Annotated in this window: 20 protein-coding genes; 9 read left to right on the forward strand and 11 right to left on the reverse strand. The window is 68.1% G+C overall.

The window, feature by feature from the left end:
• Positions 1–112: 112 nt before the first annotated feature.
• The 3 genes from paaK to FFS20_RS03385 all read left to right on the forward strand — a co-directional run bounded on the left by paaK (position 113) and on the right by FFS20_RS03385 (position 3,752).
• Positions 113–1,408: a phenylacetate--CoA ligase PaaK gene (paaK, locus tag FFS20_RS03375; protein ID WP_095375255.1), complete on the forward strand. Its 1,296-nt coding sequence runs from the start codon at positions 113–115 to the stop codon at positions 1,406–1,408.
• Positions 1,409–1,466: 58 nt separating this feature from the next.
• Positions 1,467–2,240 carry a TetR/AcrR family transcriptional regulator gene (locus FFS20_RS03380; protein WP_095375256.1) on the forward strand — a complete coding sequence of 258 codons (774 nt, stop codon included), beginning with the start codon at positions 1,467–1,469 and terminating at the stop codon, positions 2,238–2,240.
• A gap of 153 nt (positions 2,241–2,393) precedes the next feature.
• The gene (locus FFS20_RS03385) at positions 2,394–3,752 is read left to right on the forward strand and encodes an MFS transporter (RefSeq protein ID WP_095375257.1); all 1,359 of its coding nucleotides are present in this window, start codon (positions 2,394–2,396) and stop codon (positions 3,750–3,752) included.
• A gap of 16 nt (positions 3,753–3,768) precedes the next feature.
• Here the strand turns inward: FFS20_RS03385 and paaZ are convergent, their stop codons facing one another.
• On the reverse strand, positions 3,769–5,802 hold the full coding sequence (paaZ, locus tag FFS20_RS03390) for a phenylacetic acid degradation bifunctional protein PaaZ (RefSeq protein ID WP_095375258.1): 2,034 nt from the start codon (positions 5,800–5,802) through the stop codon (positions 3,769–3,771).
• 337 nt (positions 5,803–6,139) lie between these two features.
• On the opposite strand from paaZ, the gene FFS20_RS03395 reads away from it, so the two are divergent.
• Positions 6,140–7,471, forward strand: coding sequence for an MFS transporter (locus FFS20_RS03395; protein WP_095375259.1), 1,332 nt, complete (start codon positions 6,140–6,142; stop codon positions 7,469–7,471).
• A 196-nt stretch (positions 7,472–7,667) separates the two neighbouring features.
• Entirely contained in the window at positions 7,668–8,687 is a 1,020-nt protein-coding gene (locus FFS20_RS03400) for a serine/threonine dehydratase (RefSeq protein WP_095375260.1), read from the forward strand.
• Here FFS20_RS03400 and FFS20_RS03405 read toward each other — a convergent pair.
• The 9 genes from FFS20_RS03405 to FFS20_RS03445 form a co-directional block, all read right to left on the reverse strand.
• Positions 8,680–9,081, reverse strand: a complete 402-nt coding sequence (locus tag FFS20_RS03405) for an NUDIX domain-containing protein (protein ID WP_095375261.1) — start codon at positions 9,079–9,081, stop codon at positions 8,680–8,682. The two genes, FFS20_RS03400 and FFS20_RS03405, sit on opposite strands and share 8 nt — an antisense overlap.
• Before the next feature lie 16 nt (positions 9,082–9,097).
• A complete protein-coding gene (locus FFS20_RS03410; RefSeq protein ID WP_095375262.1) occupies positions 9,098–9,280 on the reverse strand; it encodes a hypothetical protein in 183 nt (60 codons plus the stop codon).
• 98 nt (positions 9,281–9,378) lie between these two features.
• The gene (locus tag FFS20_RS03415; RefSeq protein ID WP_171006963.1) at positions 9,379–9,543 is read right to left on the reverse strand and encodes a hypothetical protein; all 165 of its coding nucleotides are present in this window, start codon (positions 9,541–9,543) and stop codon (positions 9,379–9,381) included.
• Positions 9,544–9,687: 144 nt separating this feature from the next.
• On the reverse strand, positions 9,688–10,482 hold the full coding sequence (locus FFS20_RS03420) for an ATP-binding cassette domain-containing protein (protein WP_095375263.1): 795 nt from the start codon (positions 10,480–10,482) through the stop codon (positions 9,688–9,690).
• Between the two features lie 138 nt (positions 10,483–10,620).
• Positions 10,621–11,253, reverse strand: coding sequence for a response regulator transcription factor (locus tag FFS20_RS03425; RefSeq protein ID WP_095375264.1), 633 nt, complete (start codon positions 11,251–11,253; stop codon positions 10,621–10,623).
• Positions 11,246–12,487, reverse strand: coding sequence for a sensor histidine kinase (locus tag FFS20_RS03430; protein ID WP_171006965.1), 1,242 nt, complete (start codon positions 12,485–12,487; stop codon positions 11,246–11,248). Before FFS20_RS03430 ends, FFS20_RS03425 begins: the two co-directional genes overlap by 8 nt.
• 10 nt (positions 12,488–12,497) lie before the next feature.
• On the reverse strand, positions 12,498–13,370 hold the full coding sequence (locus FFS20_RS03435; RefSeq protein ID WP_095375266.1) for an ABC transporter permease: 873 nt from the start codon (positions 13,368–13,370) through the stop codon (positions 12,498–12,500).
• A complete protein-coding gene (locus FFS20_RS03440) occupies positions 13,370–14,323 on the reverse strand; it encodes an ABC transporter ATP-binding protein (RefSeq protein ID WP_095375267.1) in 954 nt (317 codons plus the stop codon). The genes FFS20_RS03435 and FFS20_RS03440 overlap by 1 nt, the downstream gene beginning before the upstream one ends.
• A 137-nt stretch (positions 14,324–14,460) precedes the next feature.
• Positions 14,461–15,042 (reverse strand): dihydrofolate reductase family protein, encoded by a 582-nt coding sequence (locus FFS20_RS03445; RefSeq protein ID WP_095375268.1) that lies wholly within the window; start codon positions 15,040–15,042, stop codon positions 14,461–14,463.
• A 180-nt stretch (positions 15,043–15,222) separates the two neighbouring features.
• Between FFS20_RS03445 and FFS20_RS03450 the strand changes: the two genes are divergently transcribed.
• Positions 15,223–16,146, forward strand: a complete 924-nt coding sequence (locus tag FFS20_RS03450) for an IclR family transcriptional regulator (RefSeq protein WP_095375269.1) — start codon at positions 15,223–15,225, stop codon at positions 16,144–16,146.
• A gap of 61 nt (positions 16,147–16,207) precedes the next feature.
• Here FFS20_RS03450 and FFS20_RS18200 read toward each other — a convergent pair whose 3' ends face one another.
• Complete coding sequence (locus FFS20_RS18200; RefSeq protein WP_095375301.1) at positions 16,208–16,423, reverse strand: NrdH-redoxin; 216 nt, start codon at positions 16,421–16,423, stop codon at positions 16,208–16,210.
• Between the two features lie 252 nt (positions 16,424–16,675).
• On the opposite strand from FFS20_RS18200, the gene FFS20_RS03460 reads away from it, so the two are divergent.
• Genes FFS20_RS03460 through FFS20_RS03470 form a run of 3 tightly spaced genes read left to right on the forward strand, consistent with a single transcriptional unit; the run spans position 16,676 to position 18,698 of the window.
• Positions 16,676–17,572 carry an alpha/beta fold hydrolase gene (locus tag FFS20_RS03460; RefSeq protein WP_137824542.1) on the forward strand — a complete coding sequence of 299 codons (897 nt, stop codon included), beginning with the start codon at positions 16,676–16,678 and terminating at the stop codon, positions 17,570–17,572.
• The gene (locus FFS20_RS03465) at positions 17,569–18,147 is read left to right on the forward strand and encodes a GNAT family N-acetyltransferase (RefSeq protein WP_137824543.1); all 579 of its coding nucleotides are present in this window, start codon (positions 17,569–17,571) and stop codon (positions 18,145–18,147) included. The genes FFS20_RS03460 and FFS20_RS03465 overlap by 4 nt, the downstream gene beginning before the upstream one ends.
• Positions 18,144–18,698, forward strand: coding sequence for an ABATE domain-containing protein (locus tag FFS20_RS03470; protein ID WP_095375272.1), 555 nt, complete (start codon positions 18,144–18,146; stop codon positions 18,696–18,698). Before FFS20_RS03465 ends, FFS20_RS03470 begins: the two co-directional genes overlap by 4 nt.
• Positions 18,699–19,199: the final 501 nt, after the last annotated feature.

The raw sequence follows: 19,199 nt of genomic DNA on the forward strand, positions 1-19,199 counted from the left end.
CCCTGACCCTCACCCCGCGGACCCCGCTCACCCGGCGCCGCCCGCGTCGCGCCACCACCTCGGCGCTCCAGGACATCCACACCGCATTCGACACACCCGCCAGGAGACCACGATGACCGCGACCGCCAGCGACGCCGGTGAGACGATGAGCCTCGATGAACTGCGCGCTCATCAGCTGACCAACCTCACGACCACGGTGTCCACCGTCTACGAGAAGGTCCCCTTCTACCGGAAGGCCTTCGACGAGCTCGGCATCACTCCCGCAGACATCACCAGTCTCGACGACATCGCGAAGCTGCCGTTCACGAGCAAGCAGGACCTGCGGGAGAACTACCCGTTCGGACTCTTCGCCGTCCCCCGGGAGAACGTCGCCCGCATCCACGCGTCCTCGGGGACGACCGGACTGCCGACCGTCGTCGGATACACGCAGAACGACCTCGACGTGTGGAGCGACCTCATCCGCCGCTCGATCATCGGCGCCGGCGGACGCCCCGGCCAGATGCTCCACAACGCCTACGGGTACGGACTCTTCACCGGCGGACTCGGCGTCCACGGCGCCGAACGCCACGGCTTCACCGTCGTCCCCATCTCCGGCGGACAGACCGAGCGCCAGGTCCAGCTCATCCAGGACTTCCAGCCCGACATCATCACCGCCACCCCGACCTACCTGCTCACGATCCTCGACGAATTCCACCGGCAGGGCATCGACCCGACCTCGACGAGCCTCAAGGTCGCGATCTGCGGCGCCGAACCGTGGACGGACGAGATGCGCCGCGAGATCGAGAAGTCCTTCGACATCGACGCCGTCGACATCTACGGCCTCTCCGAGGTCATGGGCCCCGGCGTCGCCTGCGAATCCGCAGTGACCAAGGACGGCCCGACGATCTGGGAGGACCACTTCTACCCCGAGATCGTCGACCCCTTCACCGGCGAGGTGCTGCCCGACGGCGAGGAGGGCGAACTCGTCTTCACCTCCCTGACGAAGGAGGCGCTGCCGATCATCCGCTACCGCACGCACGATCTCGCGAGCCTGCTGCCGGGCACCGCCCACCCGAACTTCCGCCGCATCTCACGCATCACCGGCCGCTCCGACGACCTCATCATCATCCGCGGCGTCAACGTCTACCCCGCCAACGTCGAGTCCGTGCTCTTCGAGTTCGAGCACCTCAGCCCGCACTTCCAGCTCGTCCTCACCCGCCCGGGCCGAATGGACGAGGTGACCGTCGAGGTCGAGTGCCGCGACGGCGTCGGCGCGGTCGAACGCGAGGGGCTCGGCAGCCGCGTCGCCGCGCGGATCAAGGAGCGCCTCGGCGTCTCCTCGACCGTCGACGTCAAGGATCCCGGGTCGCTGCCGCGCTCGGTCGGCAAGCTCAAGCGCATCATCGACCATCGCGAGAACATCCGCTGAGGCCGGGTGTGACCCGTGTCGCGGCGGCGGCAGCGTCTCGCTGATTAGACTGGTGCGCATGTCCAAGAGCCCGTCACCTGCGCAGACTCCGCCGACCTCGGCCGGAGAGGCCGTCGTGCCGTCGGCTGCCGGCGGGGATCCTGCCGCTGAGGCGGCCGGTGCGAATGCCCCGGGTGGGGCTGGTGCCGCCGGTGGGGCTGGTGGTGCCATCGTCGCCGAGGCGACCGCACAGTCGCGTCCGCGCCGTGGCCGTCCCGGCTACGACCGGGAGACGCTCATCAACAAGGCCACCGAGGTGTTCGTCCTCCGCGGCTACGACGGGACGTCGATGGACACCGTGGCCCGCGAGCTCGGGATCACGAAGTCGGCGATCTACCACCATGTGAAGTCGAAGGAGGAGCTGCTGCGGCTCGCGATCAACCGCGGCATCAGCGCCCTCGATTCGGCGGTCGAGACCGAGAGCCGGCGCACCGGCACCGACGCCCTCGAGCGTCTGCGGCTCGCCGTCCACGCCAGCGTCCTCATCCTCATCGAATACCACCACTCCGTCACTCTGCTCCTGCGGGTGCGCGGCAACTCCGAGGTCGAACGCGAGGCCCTCGAACAGCGGCGCGGCATCGACGACAAGATCCGCGCCCTGGTCGCCGAGGCGATCGCCGAGGGCGGCATCCGCGCGGACTTCCCGCCCGGCCTCGTCACCCGCCTGCTCTTCGGGATGGTCAACTCGATCACCGAGTGGTACCGCCCCGGCTATCCTGTCGACCCCGAGACCATCGCCGAGGCAGTGACGGCGATGGCGTTCACCGGCCTCGAGGCCCCACCCCCGACGTGAGAGGCCCCGAACCCGCCGACTTCCGGTCGCAGAGTGTCGATGACGGGCGCGCAGATCGACACTCTGCGACCGGAAGTCCGAGACACGAGCCTCACCGAGTCACGCGCCGCGACCTTGCCCAGTGAGCCTTGCCTGAGGGCGTACTCTGACAGGGTGACTTCTCGCATCCTGTGGATCGCCGTGCTCGCCTCGTTCGTGGCGTTCCTCGACGGCACAATCGTCAACGTCGCTCTGCCCGCGATCGACCGTGAGCTCGGCGGCGGGCTCGTCACCCAGCAGTGGGTCGTCGACGGCTACTTCATCACGCTCGGGGCCATCATGCTCGTCGCCGGCTCGATCAGCGACGCCTACGGTCGCAGCCGAGTGATGGTCATCGGCCTCATCGGGTTCGGCATCGCCTCGGTGATCATCACGCTCGCCCCGGACCCGCTCATCCTCATCATCGCGCGGATGCTCCAAGGTGCTGCCGGCGCCTTCCTCGTCCCGAGCTCGCTCGCGCTCATCAGCGCCCACTTCTCCGGTGCGGCCCGCGCGAAGGCCATCGGCACGTGGACCGCACTGACCACCGGCGCGATGATCGTCGGTCCGCTCATCGGCGGCGTCCTCGTCGACTTCGCGAGCTGGCGGTTCGCCTTCCTCATCAACGTCATCCCGATCGCCATCACACTGTGGCTGCTGCGCAAAGTGCCCGATCCGCCCCACCGTCCCGACGCGCGCATCGACATCCTCGGGGCGATCCTCTCGATCCTCGGCCTCGGCGGCCTCGTCTTCGGCCTCATCGAACAGCCGCGGCTGGGGTGGGGCAATCCGCTCATCCCGATCACCCTCCTCGGTGGGGCCGCGCTCTTCCTCCTGTTCCTGCTGCGCCAACGGCGGGTCAGCGACCCGATCCTGCCCCTCGATCTCTTCCGGGCCAGGAACTTCTGGGTCGGCAACATCACGACGACGCTCATGTACGGAGCCCTGTCGCTCAACGGCTTCGTCGTCGCCATCTACCTCCAGGAGGAGGCCGGACTGACGGCCACGGCCGCCGGTCTCGCGAGCCTGCCGACGACGATCATGATGATCCTCTTCAGCTCCACGAGCGGTCGCCTGGCCGGACGCATCGGTCCGCGGCTGTTCATGGCGCTCGGACCGATCCTCATGGGCGTCGGGTCGCTCATGCTGCTCCTCGTCCGCGAGGACTTCAACTACTGGTGGCAGGTGCTGCCGGCGATGATCGTCTTCGGCCTCGGACTCGCCGCCACCGTCTCCCCGCTGACCTCGACCGTCCTCGGGGCGATCCCGGAGGAGCGCAGCGGCATCGCCAGTGCCGTGAACAATGCGATCTCGCGCGTGGCCGGGCTCATCACCATCGCCATCGTCGGCGTCATCGTCGGCGGGGCCATCGATCTCACCGGCTTCCATCGTGCCGCCGTCTTCGTCGCGATCCTCCTCATCATCGGCGGGCTCGTGTCCCTGGCCGGCATCCGGAATCCGGCCGTCCCCGCCGAGGACGAAGCGCGCACCTGAGCATCCCCGCCGGCCCTCACTCCTTCGCGACGAGGGTGAGGACGTCGTAGTTCGCGACGGGCTCGCCGTCCTGGTTGACGACCTCGGCGTCCCAGCGGACCTCACCGTATTCGTCGGTCTCGCGCGGGGTGATCCGCTTGGCGGTCAGCGTCACCTTGAGCTTGTCACCCGGGGAGACAGGCGTGACGAAGCGCAGGCCTTCCAGCCCGTAGTTCGCGAGCACCGGACCGGGATCCGGCTGGACGAAGAGGCCGGCGGCGAAGGAGACGATGAGGTACCCGTGGGCGACGCGGCCCGGGAAGAACGGGTTGGCCGCCGCGGCCTCCTCGTCGGTGTGCGCGTAGAAGGTGTCCCCGGTGAACTCCGCGAAGTGCGCGATGTCCTCGAGCGTGACCTCCCGCCACTCCGATTCGAGGGCGTCGCCGATGCGCAGATCAGCAAGGGACTTCGTGAACGGATGGTCGCCGAGGTGGCGCTCCGCTCCCGTCACCCATTCCCCGCCGATCGCGGTGAGCATGTCCGGGGAGGCCTGGACGGCGGTGCGCTGCATGAAGTGCGTGACGCCGCGCAGACCGCCCATCTCCTCGCCGCCGCCGGCACGGCCGGGCCCACCGTGGACGAGGTTGGGCAGCGGGGACCCGTGACCGGTCGACTCCTCGGCGTCATCGCGGTCGAGGACGAGGATGCGGCCGTGCCACGGTGCGACCGAGCGGACGAACTCCGCGGCGAACGCGGGATCGTGGGTGACGACCGAGCCGACGAGGGACCCGCGCCCGCGCGCGGCGAGGTCGACCGCCTCGGCGAGGGTCGAGTACGTGATGAGCGTCGTCACCGGACCGAAGGCCTCGATGTCGTGGACGGCGTCGACCCAGGGGTCGTCGGCCTGGAGGACGGTCGGGGCGATGAACGAGCCGCCGAGCTCGGCAGCGAGGGCGTCGGAGGCTTCGCGGCCGCCGGTGAGGAGGTGGGCGCCGCCGGCGACGATCTCATCGACGGCGTCGAGGACGTCTCCGCGCTGTTTGTCGGAGATGACGGGGCCGAGCTTCGTCGACCTCTCCCGCGGGTCGCCCGCGGTGACGGTGGCGAGCTTCGCCGTCAGGGCCTCCCCGACCGCCTCGGCGTGCTCGGCGGGAACGAAGGTGCGGCGGATCGCGGTGCACTTCTGCCCGGCCTTGACGGTCATCTCGGCGATGACGCCGTCGACGAAGAGATCGAACTCCGGGGTGCCGGGAGCGGCATCGGGGCCGAGCAGGGAGAAGTTGAGCGAGTCGGCCTCGGCGAAGAAGCGGGTGCCGCGCTCGGTGACGCAGCTCAGCGACGCGAGGCGACGGGCGGTGCCGGCCGAACCGGTGAACGCGATCGTGTCCTGTTCGGCGAGTTCGTCGAAGAGCGGGGAGATGTCGCCGGTGACGAGCTGGATCGCTCCCTCGGGCAGGAGTCCGGAGGCAATGATGTCGGCGACGACGGCGCGGGTGAGGTGCGCGGAATCGGTCGCGGGCTTGACGACGACGGGGACACCGGCGACGAACATCGGGGCGAACTTCTCGAGCATGCCCCACACGGGGAAGTTGAACGCGTTGATCTGCAGCGCCAGACCCTGGCGGGAGGTGAGGATGTGGCGGCCGACGAAGGTGCCGTTCTTCGACAGGCGCTCGACATCGCCGTCGAGGAGGACCGTCGAGTTCGGCATCTGACGGCGTGCGACGCCCGAGTAGGTGAAGAGCGTGCCGATGCCGCCCTCGATGTCGACGAACGCGTCGCGCTTCGTCGTGCCGGTGGTGAACGAGATCTCGTGGTAGTCCTTCGCGCTCTCCATGAGGTGCGCGCCGAGCTGCTTGAGGATGACGCCGCGCTGGTGGAACGTCAGCTTCTGCAGGGCGGGGAGGCCGACGAGGCGCGCGTGGTCGGCGACGGCGGTGAAGTCGATGCCGTCGGAGGACACGCGGTGGAGCAGCTGCCCGTTCGTCGCATCGCGGACATCGCGTGCCCCGGCGGTGTCGGCCGGAGTGTGCCAGGTGCCGGCGGCAAAGGAGCTCAGGGTCTCGGTCATAAGGTCTCCCGCATTCTCGACGCTCGGGGCCGCTCGTGCCCCGTCGCCGCTGTCGACTGTTCAGCGCCCGGATCCGCACCCGGGCGCGGCCCGGAGGTGATGGTTTCCGAACCTGGCCCGGAATGTGTGTCCGAGCTCACCGATCAGTCCATATACTAACCAATCGGTCGGTAATTGTCATCGGCGGTCCCGCGGGTGGTGCGGGTCACCTCGGTGGACTATGATCATCCGTATTAACTGACCAAACAGTCACCAAAGGTCGCCTCCCTGCCGCTCACCGCAGAACGACAGGCAGCGTGCGACCAGCGGGCCCCGGATTTCAACGGAGAGATCACCCATGTCCACCGCGACACAGCCGATCACCCGCGAGGAGCGCAAAGTCCTCGCCGGCACCCTCGTCGGCACCACCATCGAGTGGTACGACTTCTTCATCTACGCGCAGGCCGCGGGCCTCATCCTCTCGGTGCAGTACTTCGGTCCGCTCGCCGCCGACAACCCGGCGCTCGGCCAGATCATGGCATGGGCGTCCCTGGGGATCTCGTTCCTCTTCCGTCCGCTCGGCGCGATCATCGCCGGCCACCTCGGTGACCGGATCGGCCGCAAGCGGATGCTCGTCCTCACGCTCATCCTCATGGGAGCGGCGACCTCGCTCATCGGCCTGCTGCCGACGTACGCGGCGATCGGCGTTGCCGCCCCCATCCTGCTCACCCTGTTGCGGATCCTCCAGGGGTTCTCCGCCGGCGGCGAATGGGGCGGGGCGGCGCTGCTCTCCGTCGAGCACGCCCCCGATGCCAAGCGCGGCATCTTCGGGGCCTACCCGCAGATCGGCGTGCCCGTGGGCATGATCCTCGCGACCGGCGTCATCTGGATCCTCACCACGGTCCTCACGCCCGAGCAGTTCGCGAGCTTCGGCTGGCGCATCCCGTTCCTCTTCTCCGTCGTCCTCGTCATCGTCGGCTACTACATCCGCAAGCAGGTCGAGGAGAGCCCCGTCTTCGCCGAACTCGCCGAGCGCCGGGCCGAATCCTCGGCCCCGCTGGGCACCCTGTTCAGGAAGAACACGAAGGAGGTCGTGCTCTCGGCGATCATCTTCATCGGCAACAACGCCGTGGGCTACATGATCATCGCGTTCTTCGCCGCCTACGCCTCCCGCCCGCTCACCGAGGGCGGCACCGTCGGCCTCGACCGCGCCCCCGTGCTGCTGGCGACGACGCTCGCGAGCTTCGGCTGGCTGATCTTCACGATGTGGGGCGGGGCGCTGTCGGACCGGCTCGGGCGCGTGCGCACCTTCCAGATCGGCTACATCCTCCTCATCCTCTGGCTCATCCCGACGTTCCTCATGATCGACGCGGTGAACATCTGGATGTACGGCATCGGCATCTTCATCCTCACCGTCGGCATGGGCCTGAGCTACGGCCCGATGTCGGCGATGTACGCGGAGATGTTCCCGCCCCAGGTCAGGTACTCGGGCGTGTCGATCGGCTACGCGCTCGGCGCGATCCTCGGCGGCGCGTTCGCCCCGACCATCGCCGAGACCCTGCTCGCGCGGACCGGCAACTCCCTGTCGATCGCGATCTACCTCATCATCGTCTGCGTCATCTCGCTCATCGGCGTCAGCCTCGTCAAGGAGACGAAGGGCACCCCGCTGGGCGTGCCCAAGCACCACTGACGCGCATCGTCGGCCACGGAGGGATCCTCGCCGAGGCGGCCGGCCGGAGCCGTGCCACCTCAGCGGCCGACCGGAGCCGTGCCACCTCGGCGGCCGGCCGGAGCTGTGCCACCTCAGCGGCCGGCCGGATCCGGGATTCGATCCCGTGCGTCTAGGGTGGAGAGACACGTCAGTGACGACCACCGAGGAGGCGCCCATGCCCGAGCCCACCCGCACCCGGCTCGACTATCCCGACATCGAAGCGGCCGCCGAGCGGATCACCGGTCGCGTGCGCGCGGTGTCCGTGGCTGCCGCGCAGCACGGCCGTCGCCCCGAGGCCGAGACCGACACCGGGGCGACGTGGGTGGCGCTGCCGACCACCGACCCCGCGGCCGCCGGGCTCTACTTCGCGCTCGAGTTCATGCAGTACACGGGGACCTTCAAGGCCCGCGGCGCGCAGAACTTCATCCGGGCCCACCTCGACGAGGGCTCGTTCCCCGCGGCGGGGGTGACGATCGCCTCGGGTGGGAACGCCGGGCTCGCGTGTGCGTGGGCCGCCCAGGCGGCCGGGGTGCGGGCGACCGTCTTCGTGCCCGAGACCGCCCCGGCCGTCAAGGTCGACCGACTGCGGTCCTACGGTGCCGATGTCCGGTTGGTCGGATCGGAGTACGCCGAGGCGGCCGCGGCCTGCGCGGAGTTCGCTGACTCCTCCGGGGCGCTGGCGTCCCATGCGTATGACAATCCGCTCATCGCCGCGGGTGCCGGCACGGTGTTCACGGAGATCCTCGCCCAGGTGCCCGATCTCGACACCGTCGTCGTCTCGGTCGGCGGGGGCGGACTCTTCGCCGGGGTCGCGACGGCGGCGACGTTCCACGGGGTGCGCACCGTTGCGGTCGAACCGCAGGGGTCGCGCGCGTTCAATGCCGCGCTCGAGGCCGGTGCGCCCGTCGACGTCACCGTCGATTCCGTCGCCGCTGATTCCCTCGGCGCACGGCGCGCGACGCCGCTCGCGCTCGCGGCGGCACAGACCGACCTCGTCACCTCGGTGCTCGTGAGCGATGCCGACATCAGCGCGGCCCGCCGTCATCTGTGGGCCGAGCACCGGCTCGTCGTCGAGCACGCGGCGGCGACCGCGCTCGCCGGGGTCCACAGCTCGGGCGGGTACACGCCGGAACCCGGCGAGAAGGTCGCGGTCGTCCTCTGCGGAGCGAACACCGACCTCGGCGATCTCACCTAGGGTCGAAGACCCGCGCCCGACGCAGATAGCCGGCGAGGTCGTCGGTGAGGTCGAGGGCGTCGAGTTCGGCGTCGGTGAACCAGCGGACGTCCGCGGCGTCGTCACCGGCCTCAAGAACGCCGCCGATGACGGTGGCGGCGAAGTCGTGGACGTCGTATTCGCGGCCGCCGGCCGCGGGGATCGTCAGGGACCAGAGTTCGCGGTCGACGCGCACGTCGAGGCCGGTCTCTTCGCGCGCTTCCCGGGCGGCCGCCTCGGCGAAGGTCTCCCCGGCTTCGCACTTGCCGCCGGGCACCGACCACTTACCGCGGTCGGGTTCCCGGCCGCGCCGGACGAGCAGCACACGAGCATGCTCGTCGACGATGACGACGCTGGCCGCGCGAATGGTCTCCACGGGTGACGGGGTGCCGCTACTGCCGGTCCTTCGCGCGGAATGCGCCCTTGAGGAATGCGTAGACGACGGCCGCAACTGCGACGACGATGAGGGCTTTGACGAGGAACCATGCGATCGAGAACACGACGCTGACGAGCCACCACGCAATGATGATCGCGAGTACCGCGCCGACGACGCTCCAGACTGTGCTCATCTTCATGAGTCCAGCCTAGGTCGCCGCGGCAGCAGGCCGCAATGCGCTGCGACCCGCGCCGAGGCGACCGGCGCCGAGGTGGCCCACCCCGAGGCGGTCGTCACTCACTCCTCCGCCGGCAGGCCCTCCTTGCGGCGCTCGTCCTGCGACCCCGAGTCGTCGACGTCGCCGTCGGTCTCCGCGAAGACCTCGTCGCGCAGGTCCTGGCGGTGCTGTTCCTGCTCGAACCGCTCTTCGCGCAGTTCGTCGTTGTTCTTGTGGTGTCCCATGGCGTCCTCATTTCCCTTGCGTGTCGGGCTGAGCATGCCCGTGTCCACAGTCTGCCCGTCCGCGGCCGCCTTGGCCAGACCCCTTGTCGGACTGCCGTGGGTCGTGGTCGTCAGGTGAGGGGTATCGAGAGGTAAAGAGCGTTGTCACACCCGCGCACGCACCGTCCGTGCTGACCAGCGTCCGTCGGCGTGCCCGACGTCGATCGGGTGCTCGAAGGCCGCCGAGACCGCCTCGGTGGTGAGCACCTCGGCGATCGGGCCGGCGGCCGTGAGCCTGCCGCGGGAGATGAGCACGGCGTGCGAGGTCGTCTCGGGGATCTCCTCGAGGTGATGGGTGACGAGCAGCGTGGTGAGCTCCGGCGAGGACTCGGACAGGGCATCGATTGTCTCGAGCAGCTGTTCGCGGGCGGCGACGTCGAGGCCGGTGGTCGGCTCGTCGAAGAGGAGGAGTTCGGGGTCGGCGATGAGCGCGCGGGCGACGAGAGCGCGACCCCGCTCCCCCTGGGACAGCACCTGCCACCCGGCGTCGGCACGGGAGGTCAGCCCCACCTCGGCGAGCATCGCAGCGGCGCGCGCGAGGTCGGAGTCGGTCGGCTCCCACCGCAGCGGTCGCTCGATCGTCCCCGTCAGACCGGTGAGGACGACGTCGCGGACGGGCAGGTTCGACCGCAGCGGATGGCGCGGATTGACATGCCCGATGTGCCGGCGCAGGGCCGCGAGCTCGACCCGGCCCATCCGCTGCCCGAGGACGTCGACGGTCCCCGAGGTCGGGAACACCTGGGCGCCGGCGAACGAGAGGATCGTCGACTTCCCCGCCCCGTTCGGGCCGAGCAGCACCCAGTGCTCGCCGCGCGCGATCCTCAGGTCGATCCCGTGGAGGATCTTCGTCTCCCCGCGCCGGAACGTCACCGCGCTGAGATCGAGGACTGCTTCGGCCACAGCGCCGCCTTTCATCGTCCGGTCAGGATCGATTCGAGTCTAGGACCGACGCTCACCGAGGCGGTCGACCGCATCCGCGATCGTGTTCCGCATCGTGGATGGGTGGCTCTGTCGGCGGGACCGACCCCGCCCGTGACCTCACGGTCCGGGGAGATACCCGGCCCGCATCGCCTCGAGCACCGCGCGCGTCCGATCCTGGGTGCCGAGCTTCGCGAACGCGCGCACGAGATGGGTCTTCACCGTCGCCTCGGTGATGTGGAGGCGTCTGCCGATCTCGGCATTGCTCAAGCCCTCGCCGACCCCACCGAGGACCTCGATCTCCCGCGGTGACAGCGGCGGTCCGGACGGGGCGCGCAGATGGTTCATCAGGGTCGTCGCCATCCGCGGCGCGAGCACCGTCTCCCCCCGCGCGGCGTCCCGCACCGCGCGCGCGATCTGGTCGGCACCGCTGTCCTTGAGGAGATACCCGACCGCCCCGGCCTCGACCGCGCGGACGATGTCGGCGTCCTCGTCGTACGTGGTGAGGACGACGACCTTCGTCGCCGGATGCGCCGAGGTGATCGCTGCGGTCGCTGCGGCCCCGTCGAGGCGGGGCATCCGCAGATCCATGAGCACGACGTCGGGATCCAGCCGCGCCACCGCCTCAACGCATTCCTGCCCGTCACCCGCCTCGGCGACGACGGCGATGCCGTCCTTCGAGGCCAGCAGCGCGACGAGTCCGCTGCGCACGACCGGATGATCGTCGGCGAGGATCACTCGCACATCAGGCATGCCCGGCCTCCCTTCCGGTGCGCCCGACCGTGATGTCGAGGCGGGTGCCGTGCCCCGGCCGGGAGGCGATGGAGAGGTCTGCGCCGATCTCGGCGGCACGCTGCCGCATCGACGGCAGTCCGAAGTGGCCGTGTCCGTCGGTCGCGCCCTGTTCGGCGTCGGGATCGAAGCCGATGCCGTCGTCGCTGACGCTCAGGCGCACCGTGTCCTCAGCAGCGGTGAAGGTCACCGTCACCGAGGCGGCCTCGGCGTGCTTGATGACGTTCGACAGTGCCTCCTGGAGACCGCGGAGGACCACGATCTTCTCAGTGACGTCGAGTCCGGTCGCGGACTTGTCGATGGCGGCCCGCACCTCGGTGCGGCCAGGACTCGCCGTCTGGGCTCGGGCACATGTGCGCTCGAGCGCCCCGAGGAACGCGGTGTCGTCCCACCGCTGCTGGCCGGACTGGACGAGCGCCCGGGCCTCGCCGAGGTTGTCGTGGGCGACTCGACGGATCGAGCGCAGGGTCGCCTCCGCCTCGGCGGGCCGGCGCACCTGGTCGAGTCCGGCTTCGGAGAGGAGCACGATCGAGGTGAAGCCCTGTGCGAGGGTGTCGTGGATGTCGCGGGCCACCCGTTCCCGCTCCGCGGCAGCCCCGGCGAGGTGGTTGACACGGGCGAGCTCGTCCTGGGTGCGCCGCAGCTCCCGCAGCAGCTCGGCTCGGTCCTCGCTCTGCCTGATGATCCGATCGATCCACAGGCCCATGGCGAAACTCCCCGCGCACGGCAGCACCACTTGGAGGACGATGTCCAGGGGATTGAGTCCTCCGGTGCGGATGCCGATCCCCGCAGTCAGTCCCGCGGCGAGGACGATGAAGGCGATGACCACTTCGCGCAGCCCGCCGGAGAACATCCAGATGTGGCCGAGGGCGAAGAAGTACATGAAGGCGCCGTAGGGCGTCAGCGTCGTGGCGACGACGAAGCAGACGATGACGATGAGGACATAGGCGCGCCCGCGGTTCGGCGACGGCCAGTCGGGAATGACGAGCAGCGAGTAGGCGACGACGATGACGGCCAAGGGGGCGAGCGCCAGCAGCGCCTCGGGCCACGGGATGACGACGGCATAGAAGACCGCAGTGCCGGCGAAGCAGAGGTAGAACGCGAGATGCCACCAGCGCGCAGAGGTCTCGACGACCGAGGTCCCGCCCACCGCCTCGGCGTCGGTTCCCTCGTCCCTCACCGCTGCCCTGTCCATACCCATGACTCTATGAGTCTTTCGGCTTCCATTTGAAGGTCTTCATCGCCAGAATCAGTCCGAGCACGAACCAGGCGGCGATGATGCCGATGCCGAGCCACGGGTCGGCCGTCTTCATCTCCGGGATCTCGAACGCCCACTCCGGGAGGAATGCGTATTGGAGTCCCACAGCCGTCCACCGCAGCGGGAAGATCGCGGAGATGCCGAGCAGCCAGTCCGGCAGGAGGCTCGGCAGCATGTAGACGCCGGAGATGAACGACAGCACCATCGTCGGCGCGACCGCCAGTGTCGTCCCTGCCTGCTCGGTCTTCGCAGCGGAGGCCAGCGCGATCCCGAGCACCGCCCCGGCCGCCGTCGACAGCAGCATGACTCCGGCGATGACGACCCAGCGCATCGGGTCCGCGGGAAGTGGGACGTCGAAGACAAGCGTGGCCACGAGCAGGAGGAGGACGCTCTGAGCGACGACGAGAACGAGAGTCATCCCGATCTTGCCGAGGAAGTAGCTGACCTCCGGCAGCGGGGTGGACGAGAGTCGGCGGATGGTGCCGTTGAAGCGGTCGACGGCGACGTAGCCGGTCAGGTTCTGAAAACCGCTGAGAACGGTGCCGACGGCGAGCAGTCCGGGCAGGTAGGTCTGGGCCACGGACAGACTCTGACCGTCGGGACCGGGCAACGGCGGCATATCGTCGAAGATCATCCCGAAGAGAAGCATGAGCAGTGCGGGGAAGAAGAGGACGAGGAAGAGGGAGAGGTAGTCCTGGGAGAGGATGGCGATCTCGATCTTCGTCCGCTGCCAGCCGAGCGCGACGACCGACGGCCGCCACTGGGGACAGATCGTGGTTGCGGACCGTCGGTCGACCTCGGCGGTGTGCTGTCCATTCATCACCGGCTCCTCACCTCAGCGCTCGGGGAATCTGCTGTCGCGGGTGACTGTTCGGTCGGCGCCCCCGCGGCAGCGTCACTGACAGTGCCGGCATCGTCGGCACTGCCGATGAGCTCGACGTAGACGTCTTCGAGGCTCGGCCTCACCACCCGCAGACCGGTGATCTCCCCACCGTCGGGCGGGGCCAAGGAGGAGATGAGGGCGGTCGGAGTCTCGGTGCGCTCGACGCGGTCGGTGCCGACCTCATCGACCCACCGGACGCGGGGCACACGGGCGAAGGGACCCCCGATGGCATCGGGTGGGCCCTCATCGATGAGCACGCCGTGGTTGATGATGCCGATGCGATCGGCGAGCGCCTCCGCTTCGTCGAGGTAGTGGGTGGTCAGGACGATCGTCGTGCCGTCGCCGTGGAGTCGGCGGATGAGGTCCCAGAACTGCCGTCTCGAGACCGGATCGAACCCGGTGGTCGGTTCGTCGAGGAAGAGGATCTCCGGGCGCCCGACGAGTCCGAGCGCCACGTCGAGTCTGCGCCGCTGCCCGCCGGAGAGGCTGCTCACCTTGTCGTTCGCCTTCTCGGACAGGCCGACTGCGGCGATGAGCTCGTCGCAGTCGGCGGGATTCGGGTAGATGCGAGCGAGGTGGCGCATCGTCTGCGCCACAGTGAAGTGAGAGCCGTCCGTGGCTTCCTGCACGACGACGCCGATGCGGGCGCGGAATGCGGCAGGGGCGCGGGCGGGGACGAATCCAAGGACGGAGAGCTCGCCCGAGGTCGGCGTTCGGGCACCGTCGAGCATCTCCACGGTCGTCGACTTCCCCGCACCGTTGGGTCCGAGCAGGCAGTAGCACTCGCCGAAGTCGATCTCGAGGTCGATCCCGTCGACGGCGTTGACCGGATCCTGTTGGGGTCGCCGATACGTCTTGACGAGTTCACGGGCGATGATTGCGTGAGCCATGCCTCCATCCTCGGCGCACGGCGGCCTGCCCGAAACGCCCGAGCAGTGGACGACCGCTGTCCCCCGATCGGTGGACACCTCCGGTCACGACCGCGCCGAGGCGGCTCGCCCTCCCGCCGTCAGTGCAGGTGAGGCGCTCAGTGCAGGTGCGGGCGGTAGATGAGCTCCTGGGTGCGCCCGTCGAGGGTGCGGCAGTAGAGGAGTTCGAGGTCGAAGTCCTCGGCGCCGTCGAAGATCGGTTCGGTTCCGGTGCGGCCGGTCAGGGCGGGGAAGATCGTGACCTGCAGGCGGTCGACGAGGCCCGCGTCCATGAGTGCGCGGTTCATCGCGAGGCTGCCGTGGGAGCGCAGCGGCACATCGGAGCTCTCCTTGAGCCGGGTGACGACCTCGACGGCATCGCCGCGCACCAAGGTCGCGTCGGGCCAGTCGAGCGGTTCGCTCAGCGTGTTCGAGATGACCGTGGTCGGGAGGTTGCGCATCTCGGTCACCCACGGGTCGAAGACCTCGGAGTCCTCCCCGGCTGCGGCGATCATCGCGGCGAACGCCCGGTACGTGTTCGCCCCGAGGACGAGCCGCTGGCTGCCGGAGTACTCGCCGAGGCGCTCTTCGAGGAGTTCGGGACCCTGCTTTCCCCAGTAACCGCCCCAGTCGGACTCCTCGGAGACGGTGGCGCGTGAGTTGAGGCTGCTGAACACGTCGAACGTGTACGTGGCGGTCATGGCGGTCCTCCCAATGCAGCGGTGCATGTGGTTGTCGAGTGCTTCGAGACTAGCCCTCGAACCGCCTCGGCGATAGGGGTTCGGAACAGGACACCTTGGGACTGTCCGCTCTGCCGTCGCCGAGGTTCCACATCATGGATTCTCCGTGGTGGGACCACCTCGGCGCGCGATAATCGAACCATGGTCACTGGCGTGGATCCCGAGGACATCGGGCGGATGAAGATGCGGGGGAAGATCCTGCGCCGGTCCGCCTCGTTCAACGTCGCCCACGCCGTCGATGACCTCGAGCCGGGCACCGGCGCGCAGAGCATCCAGCGGGCGCTCTCGCTGCTGGGACTCGTCGGTCTGCTGGCCAGTGACGGGAAACACGGGGCGAGCCTGTCGGAGATCGCCTCGATCAGCGGCCGGCCGAAGGCGAGCGTCCACCGGATGCTTCAGGCGCTCATCGCGATGGGCTATGTCGAGCGCCTCGATGAGGGCGGGTATCGCCTCGGGGTGCAGTCGCAGATCCTCGGGCAGCTCGCGCAGAAGTCCGTCGACCCTCTTGTCATCGAGTCCGAGTCGAGTCTGCTCAGGCTCGCCGAGATCACCCAGGACACCGCGTTCCTCACCCTGCGCACCGGCAGCTATTCGATCTGCGCGCGGCGCGAGGAGGGCTTCGGGGAGATCTTCAACAACGCCCTCGCCGTCGGCGACCGGCATCCGCTGGGCATCGGAGCCGGCAGTCTCGCGATCATGGCTGAGCTTCCCGGCGCCGAGGTGGACGCCCTGTTCGCGGCGAACGAGCAGATTCTCGCGCAGCGCTATCCGAAGGTCCGCATCGACCAGCTTCGCGACATCATCGACCAGGCCCGCATCGACGGCTTCGTCCACAACCCCGGACTGTTCGCGCAGGGGTCGTGGGCCGTGGGAGTCGCACTCAAGGTCCGCGGGGAGCGCCCGCGCGCCGCCCTGTCGATCGCCTCGATCGCCGATCGCGTCACCGGTCAGCGGGTCGAGCACCTCGTCGCCCTGCTCCGGCGTGAGGCGAAGATCATCGCCGAGGCGCTCGCCGCCGACGCGGAGCCGGGGAGTTCACCGTCGTCCGCCGAGACGGCCAGTTAGCGCCGAGCCCGACACTTCTCAGCGTCGGTCTCGGTGAGAAGTGGCGGTCTCGGTGCGGACGTCAGAGCAGAGCGAGGTCCTTGAGCTTGGCCTCGACCTCGGGGTTGGTCGGCTCGACCTGATGGGAGCCGTCGGGGTAGACGACGACTGGGATGTTCGTCCGACCCGAGATCGCCTTCGCGTCGTCGGCCCGCTCGGGCTCCGCGACGAGATCGACGTAGTCGAAGTCGAGTTCGGTCAGAGGAGTCAGTGGTGCGCGAATACGCGTGCGACGGATTCCTTGATTTCGGAGAGCGAGCTGGTCTCAGCGATCAAGATGTGTTCGTCAGCGAAGCCCCGACGCCGCATCTGATGAACAGCAACCCGATCAGGAGGCTGCTGTCTTCAGAATCGGCCTCGTCGTGGACAAGGTCAAGACAATTCGGCCGCCTCGGTCGAACCCCGCTCTGTTCGTAACCTGGCAGTAACCGTTAAAATAGCAAACAAGGGTTACTCATGAGGGGCGAGTCGGTAAAGAGAGGAGAGCCCCATGAAGCACATAGCCAAGACAAGGCATCGCGATCGTGAGGTGGCAGGCTTGCGGGTTCACTACCGCGAAGCGGGGGCGCCCTCATCAACGGCGGTCGTGTTGCTGCACGGAGCACCAAGTTCGTCTTACTCCTTCCGCGAGGTGCTCCCGGCCATGGGCGAGCATGCCTACGTGGTCGCACCCGACATCCCGGGCTTCGGGTTCTCCGACTCCCCGCCGGTGGAGCAGCATGATTACACATACGAGGGGCTGTCTCGAGTGGTCGAGGCGCTGCTGGACGACCTCGGCGTGGAGCGGTACATCGTTTTCGTGACGGACTACAGCACGCCGGTAGGCTACTTTCTGGCCACCCGTCACCCGGAGCGGGTGCTGGGTCTGGTGGTGCAGAACGGCAACGCGCACGAGGCCGGCTTGGGTGAGGGGTGGGACTCGGGCCGTCGTTACTGGGCCGCGCCCACCGAGGAGAACAGGGCTGCGTTGCCGGACTGGTTGACCTTCGAAGGCACTAAGGACACCTATCTCGGAGGGTTGCCCGAGGGGGTTGCGGAGTTGCATCCGCCGGAGTCGTGGCATCTGGACTGGGAGCACTTGTCGCGGCCGGGCAATATCGAGGTGTACTTTCAGTTCTTCTACGACTATCGCAAACATGTGGCCCGCTTCGATGAGATTGCCGAGTATCACGCCACGTACCAGCCGCCGTGCATGGTGCTGTGGGGACGTCACGATCCGGCCTTCGATATCAGCGAGGTGCTGGCTTACCACCGGGCGTTGGACACGTTCGAAGCGCACATCTTCGACGGCGGGCACTTCCTGTTGGAGACCCATGCCGCCGAGGTCGCCGACCTATTGGTCGCCTTCACCCGTGACGTCTTCTACCGCGCGAGCGCCGGCACATGAGCGGGCTGACGCTGACGGTCAAGTCGCTCGAATCGGCCACGTGGGACGACTTCGAGACAGTGATGGGCAAAAGGGGCGGTGCTCGTGGCTGCTGGTGCATGCACTGGCGGCTGAGAATCGATGAGTGGATGGAGAACAAGGGCGAGGGCAACAAGGCGGCCATGCGGGAACTGGCCGAAGGCGATCGGTCGCCGGGCATCGTGGGGTATCTGAACCACGAACCGGTCGCATGGTGCGGTTTCGGTGACCGCGCCGACTTCTCCCGCCTGCGACGCTCGACGCTGCTGAAGTCGGTCGATGACGAACCGGTCGTCTCATTGACCTGCCTGTTCATGGTCAAGAGTCATCGCGGCGAAGGACTGCTGTCGGCGTGGATCGCTGCCGTGTGTGGCCATATCGCCAAGACGTCGCCGACCCGCATCGTCGAGGCGTACCCCGTTGAACCTCGCAAGAGGCGCAGGGCTGGCCCGGACACCGCGATGACCGGCATCTCCAGCGCCTTCACTGATGCCGGGTTCACCGAGGTCGCCCGGCGCAAGCACGATCGCCCCGTTCTGAGATACGAGCTGCCATGACCGCCACCACCGAATGGATCGAGGACCACTTCATTGCCGGGAACCTCGCACTCGACTTCGCCAACACCGTCTACCGCCGCTGGCCCGAGCCGGGCCCGGACCTGTTCAGCGACACCACCGATCTCGCAACCTGGCTCGCCCACACCGGTCTGCTACTGGACGGTGAATCCGACGTGGACGAGGGGACTCTGCACGAAGCTCGCGCGCTACGAGCGTTGCTGTGGACGGTCTTCGATGCGCACAAGGACGACCGCAGTATTCCCGCCGACGCCTTCACAGACCTGCTCGACACCACCCAGCGTTCCATTACCGACATGACCGTCCACGCTGACGGGACAGCCACTGCGCAGAACGCGCAGGGTTCACTCGCTATCGTGGCGCTCAGAGCTATCACGCTCCTCCTCGATCCACCGCCCCAGGGTGTACGCGCCTGCGATCGGTGCGGGTGGTTCTTTGTTGATTCCTCCCGCAGTCGTCGGCGGCGCTGGTGCAGCATGAAGACTTGCGGCAACCAGGCAAAAGCCGCGCGTTACCGTTCCACTCACGCATGATTCATTGGCAGACCCCGGGCCAACCGAATCTGCGACAACCAGGTCTCGCCTGAAAGTCCACTGCGATGCAAGGGTGGATCGTCGGCCGCCGCTTGCCGCCCGATATTTGGTCGGTCTCGCCGCATCCATCAAGTGATCGCACCGACTCCGCCAGACTGATCCTTTTTTCTTAAGTCCAGCGTCGGCGATTGCATCTCTCACGACGTCTGCCATCGTCGCCTGGATCGGCGAATCGGAGCAGCCGAGCTTGCTATGCGTTCACCCGATGAAGGATCGGGCAGCAATCGACTCCCCTTAGAGCCGGCGTTCACAACGTCACCGCAACTGCGGAAGTCCCAGGCCGATTTCGCCGAACCACCATCATCGTGACTCACGTCTGGGTCATCGGTCAACGGATATCTATGATCTGGAACATTGCTTTGCAGAACGTCGCATCCAGGGTCGCGATCGTTCCGACAGTGCGCGATGGCGCACGCTGGGCGATTTCCTTCAGTCGGTCAA

Source organism: Brevibacterium sp. 2SA (assembly GCF_005502845.1).
In the GTDB taxonomy this organism is placed as follows: Bacteria; Actinomycetota; Actinomycetes; order Actinomycetales; family Brevibacteriaceae; genus Brevibacterium.

Bases quoted from the DNA above. Each gene is read 5' to 3' on its own strand.
- FFS20_RS03395 (WP_095375259.1), top strand. From the start codon at position 6,140: ATGTCCACCGCGACACAGCCGATCACCCGCGAGGAGCGCAAAGTCCTC.
- FFS20_RS03400 (WP_095375260.1), top strand. From the start codon at position 7,668: ATGCCCGAGCCCACCCGCACCCGGCTCGACTATCCCGACATCGAAGCG.
- FFS20_RS03435 (WP_095375266.1), bottom strand. From the start codon at position 13,370: ATGAATGGACAGCACACCGCCGAGGTCGACCGACGGTCCGCAACCACG.
- FFS20_RS03430 (WP_171006965.1), bottom strand. From the start codon at position 12,487: ATGGACAGGGCAGCGGTGAGGGACGAGGGAACCGACGCCGAGGCGGTG.
- paaK (WP_095375255.1), top strand. From the start codon at position 113: ATGACCGCGACCGCCAGCGACGCCGGTGAGACGATGAGCCTCGATGAA.
- FFS20_RS03465 (WP_137824543.1), top strand. From the start codon at position 17,569: ATGAGCGGGCTGACGCTGACGGTCAAGTCGCTCGAATCGGCCACGTGG.
- FFS20_RS03445 (WP_095375268.1), bottom strand. From the start codon at position 15,042: ATGACCGCCACGTACACGTTCGACGTGTTCAGCAGCCTCAACTCACGC.
- FFS20_RS03410 (WP_095375262.1), bottom strand. From the start codon at position 9,280: ATGAAGATGAGCACAGTCTGGAGCGTCGTCGGCGCGGTACTCGCGATC.
- FFS20_RS03380 (WP_095375256.1), top strand. From the start codon at position 1,467: ATGTCCAAGAGCCCGTCACCTGCGCAGACTCCGCCGACCTCGGCCGGA.
- FFS20_RS03440 (WP_095375267.1), bottom strand. From the start codon at position 14,323: ATGGCTCACGCAATCATCGCCCGTGAACTCGTCAAGACGTATCGGCGA.
- FFS20_RS03460 (WP_137824542.1), top strand. From the start codon at position 16,676: ATGAAGCACATAGCCAAGACAAGGCATCGCGATCGTGAGGTGGCAGGC.
- FFS20_RS03425 (WP_095375264.1), bottom strand. From the start codon at position 11,253: ATGCCTGATGTGCGAGTGATCCTCGCCGACGATCATCCGGTCGTGCGC.
- paaZ (WP_095375258.1), bottom strand. From the start codon at position 5,802: ATGACCGAGACCCTGAGCTCCTTTGCCGCCGGCACCTGGCACACTCCG.
- FFS20_RS03470 (WP_095375272.1), top strand. From the start codon at position 18,144: ATGACCGCCACCACCGAATGGATCGAGGACCACTTCATTGCCGGGAAC.
- FFS20_RS03450 (WP_095375269.1), top strand. From the start codon at position 15,223: ATGGTCACTGGCGTGGATCCCGAGGACATCGGGCGGATGAAGATGCGG.
- FFS20_RS03415 (WP_171006963.1), bottom strand. From the start codon at position 9,543: ATGGGACACCACAAGAACAACGACGAACTGCGCGAAGAGCGGTTCGAG.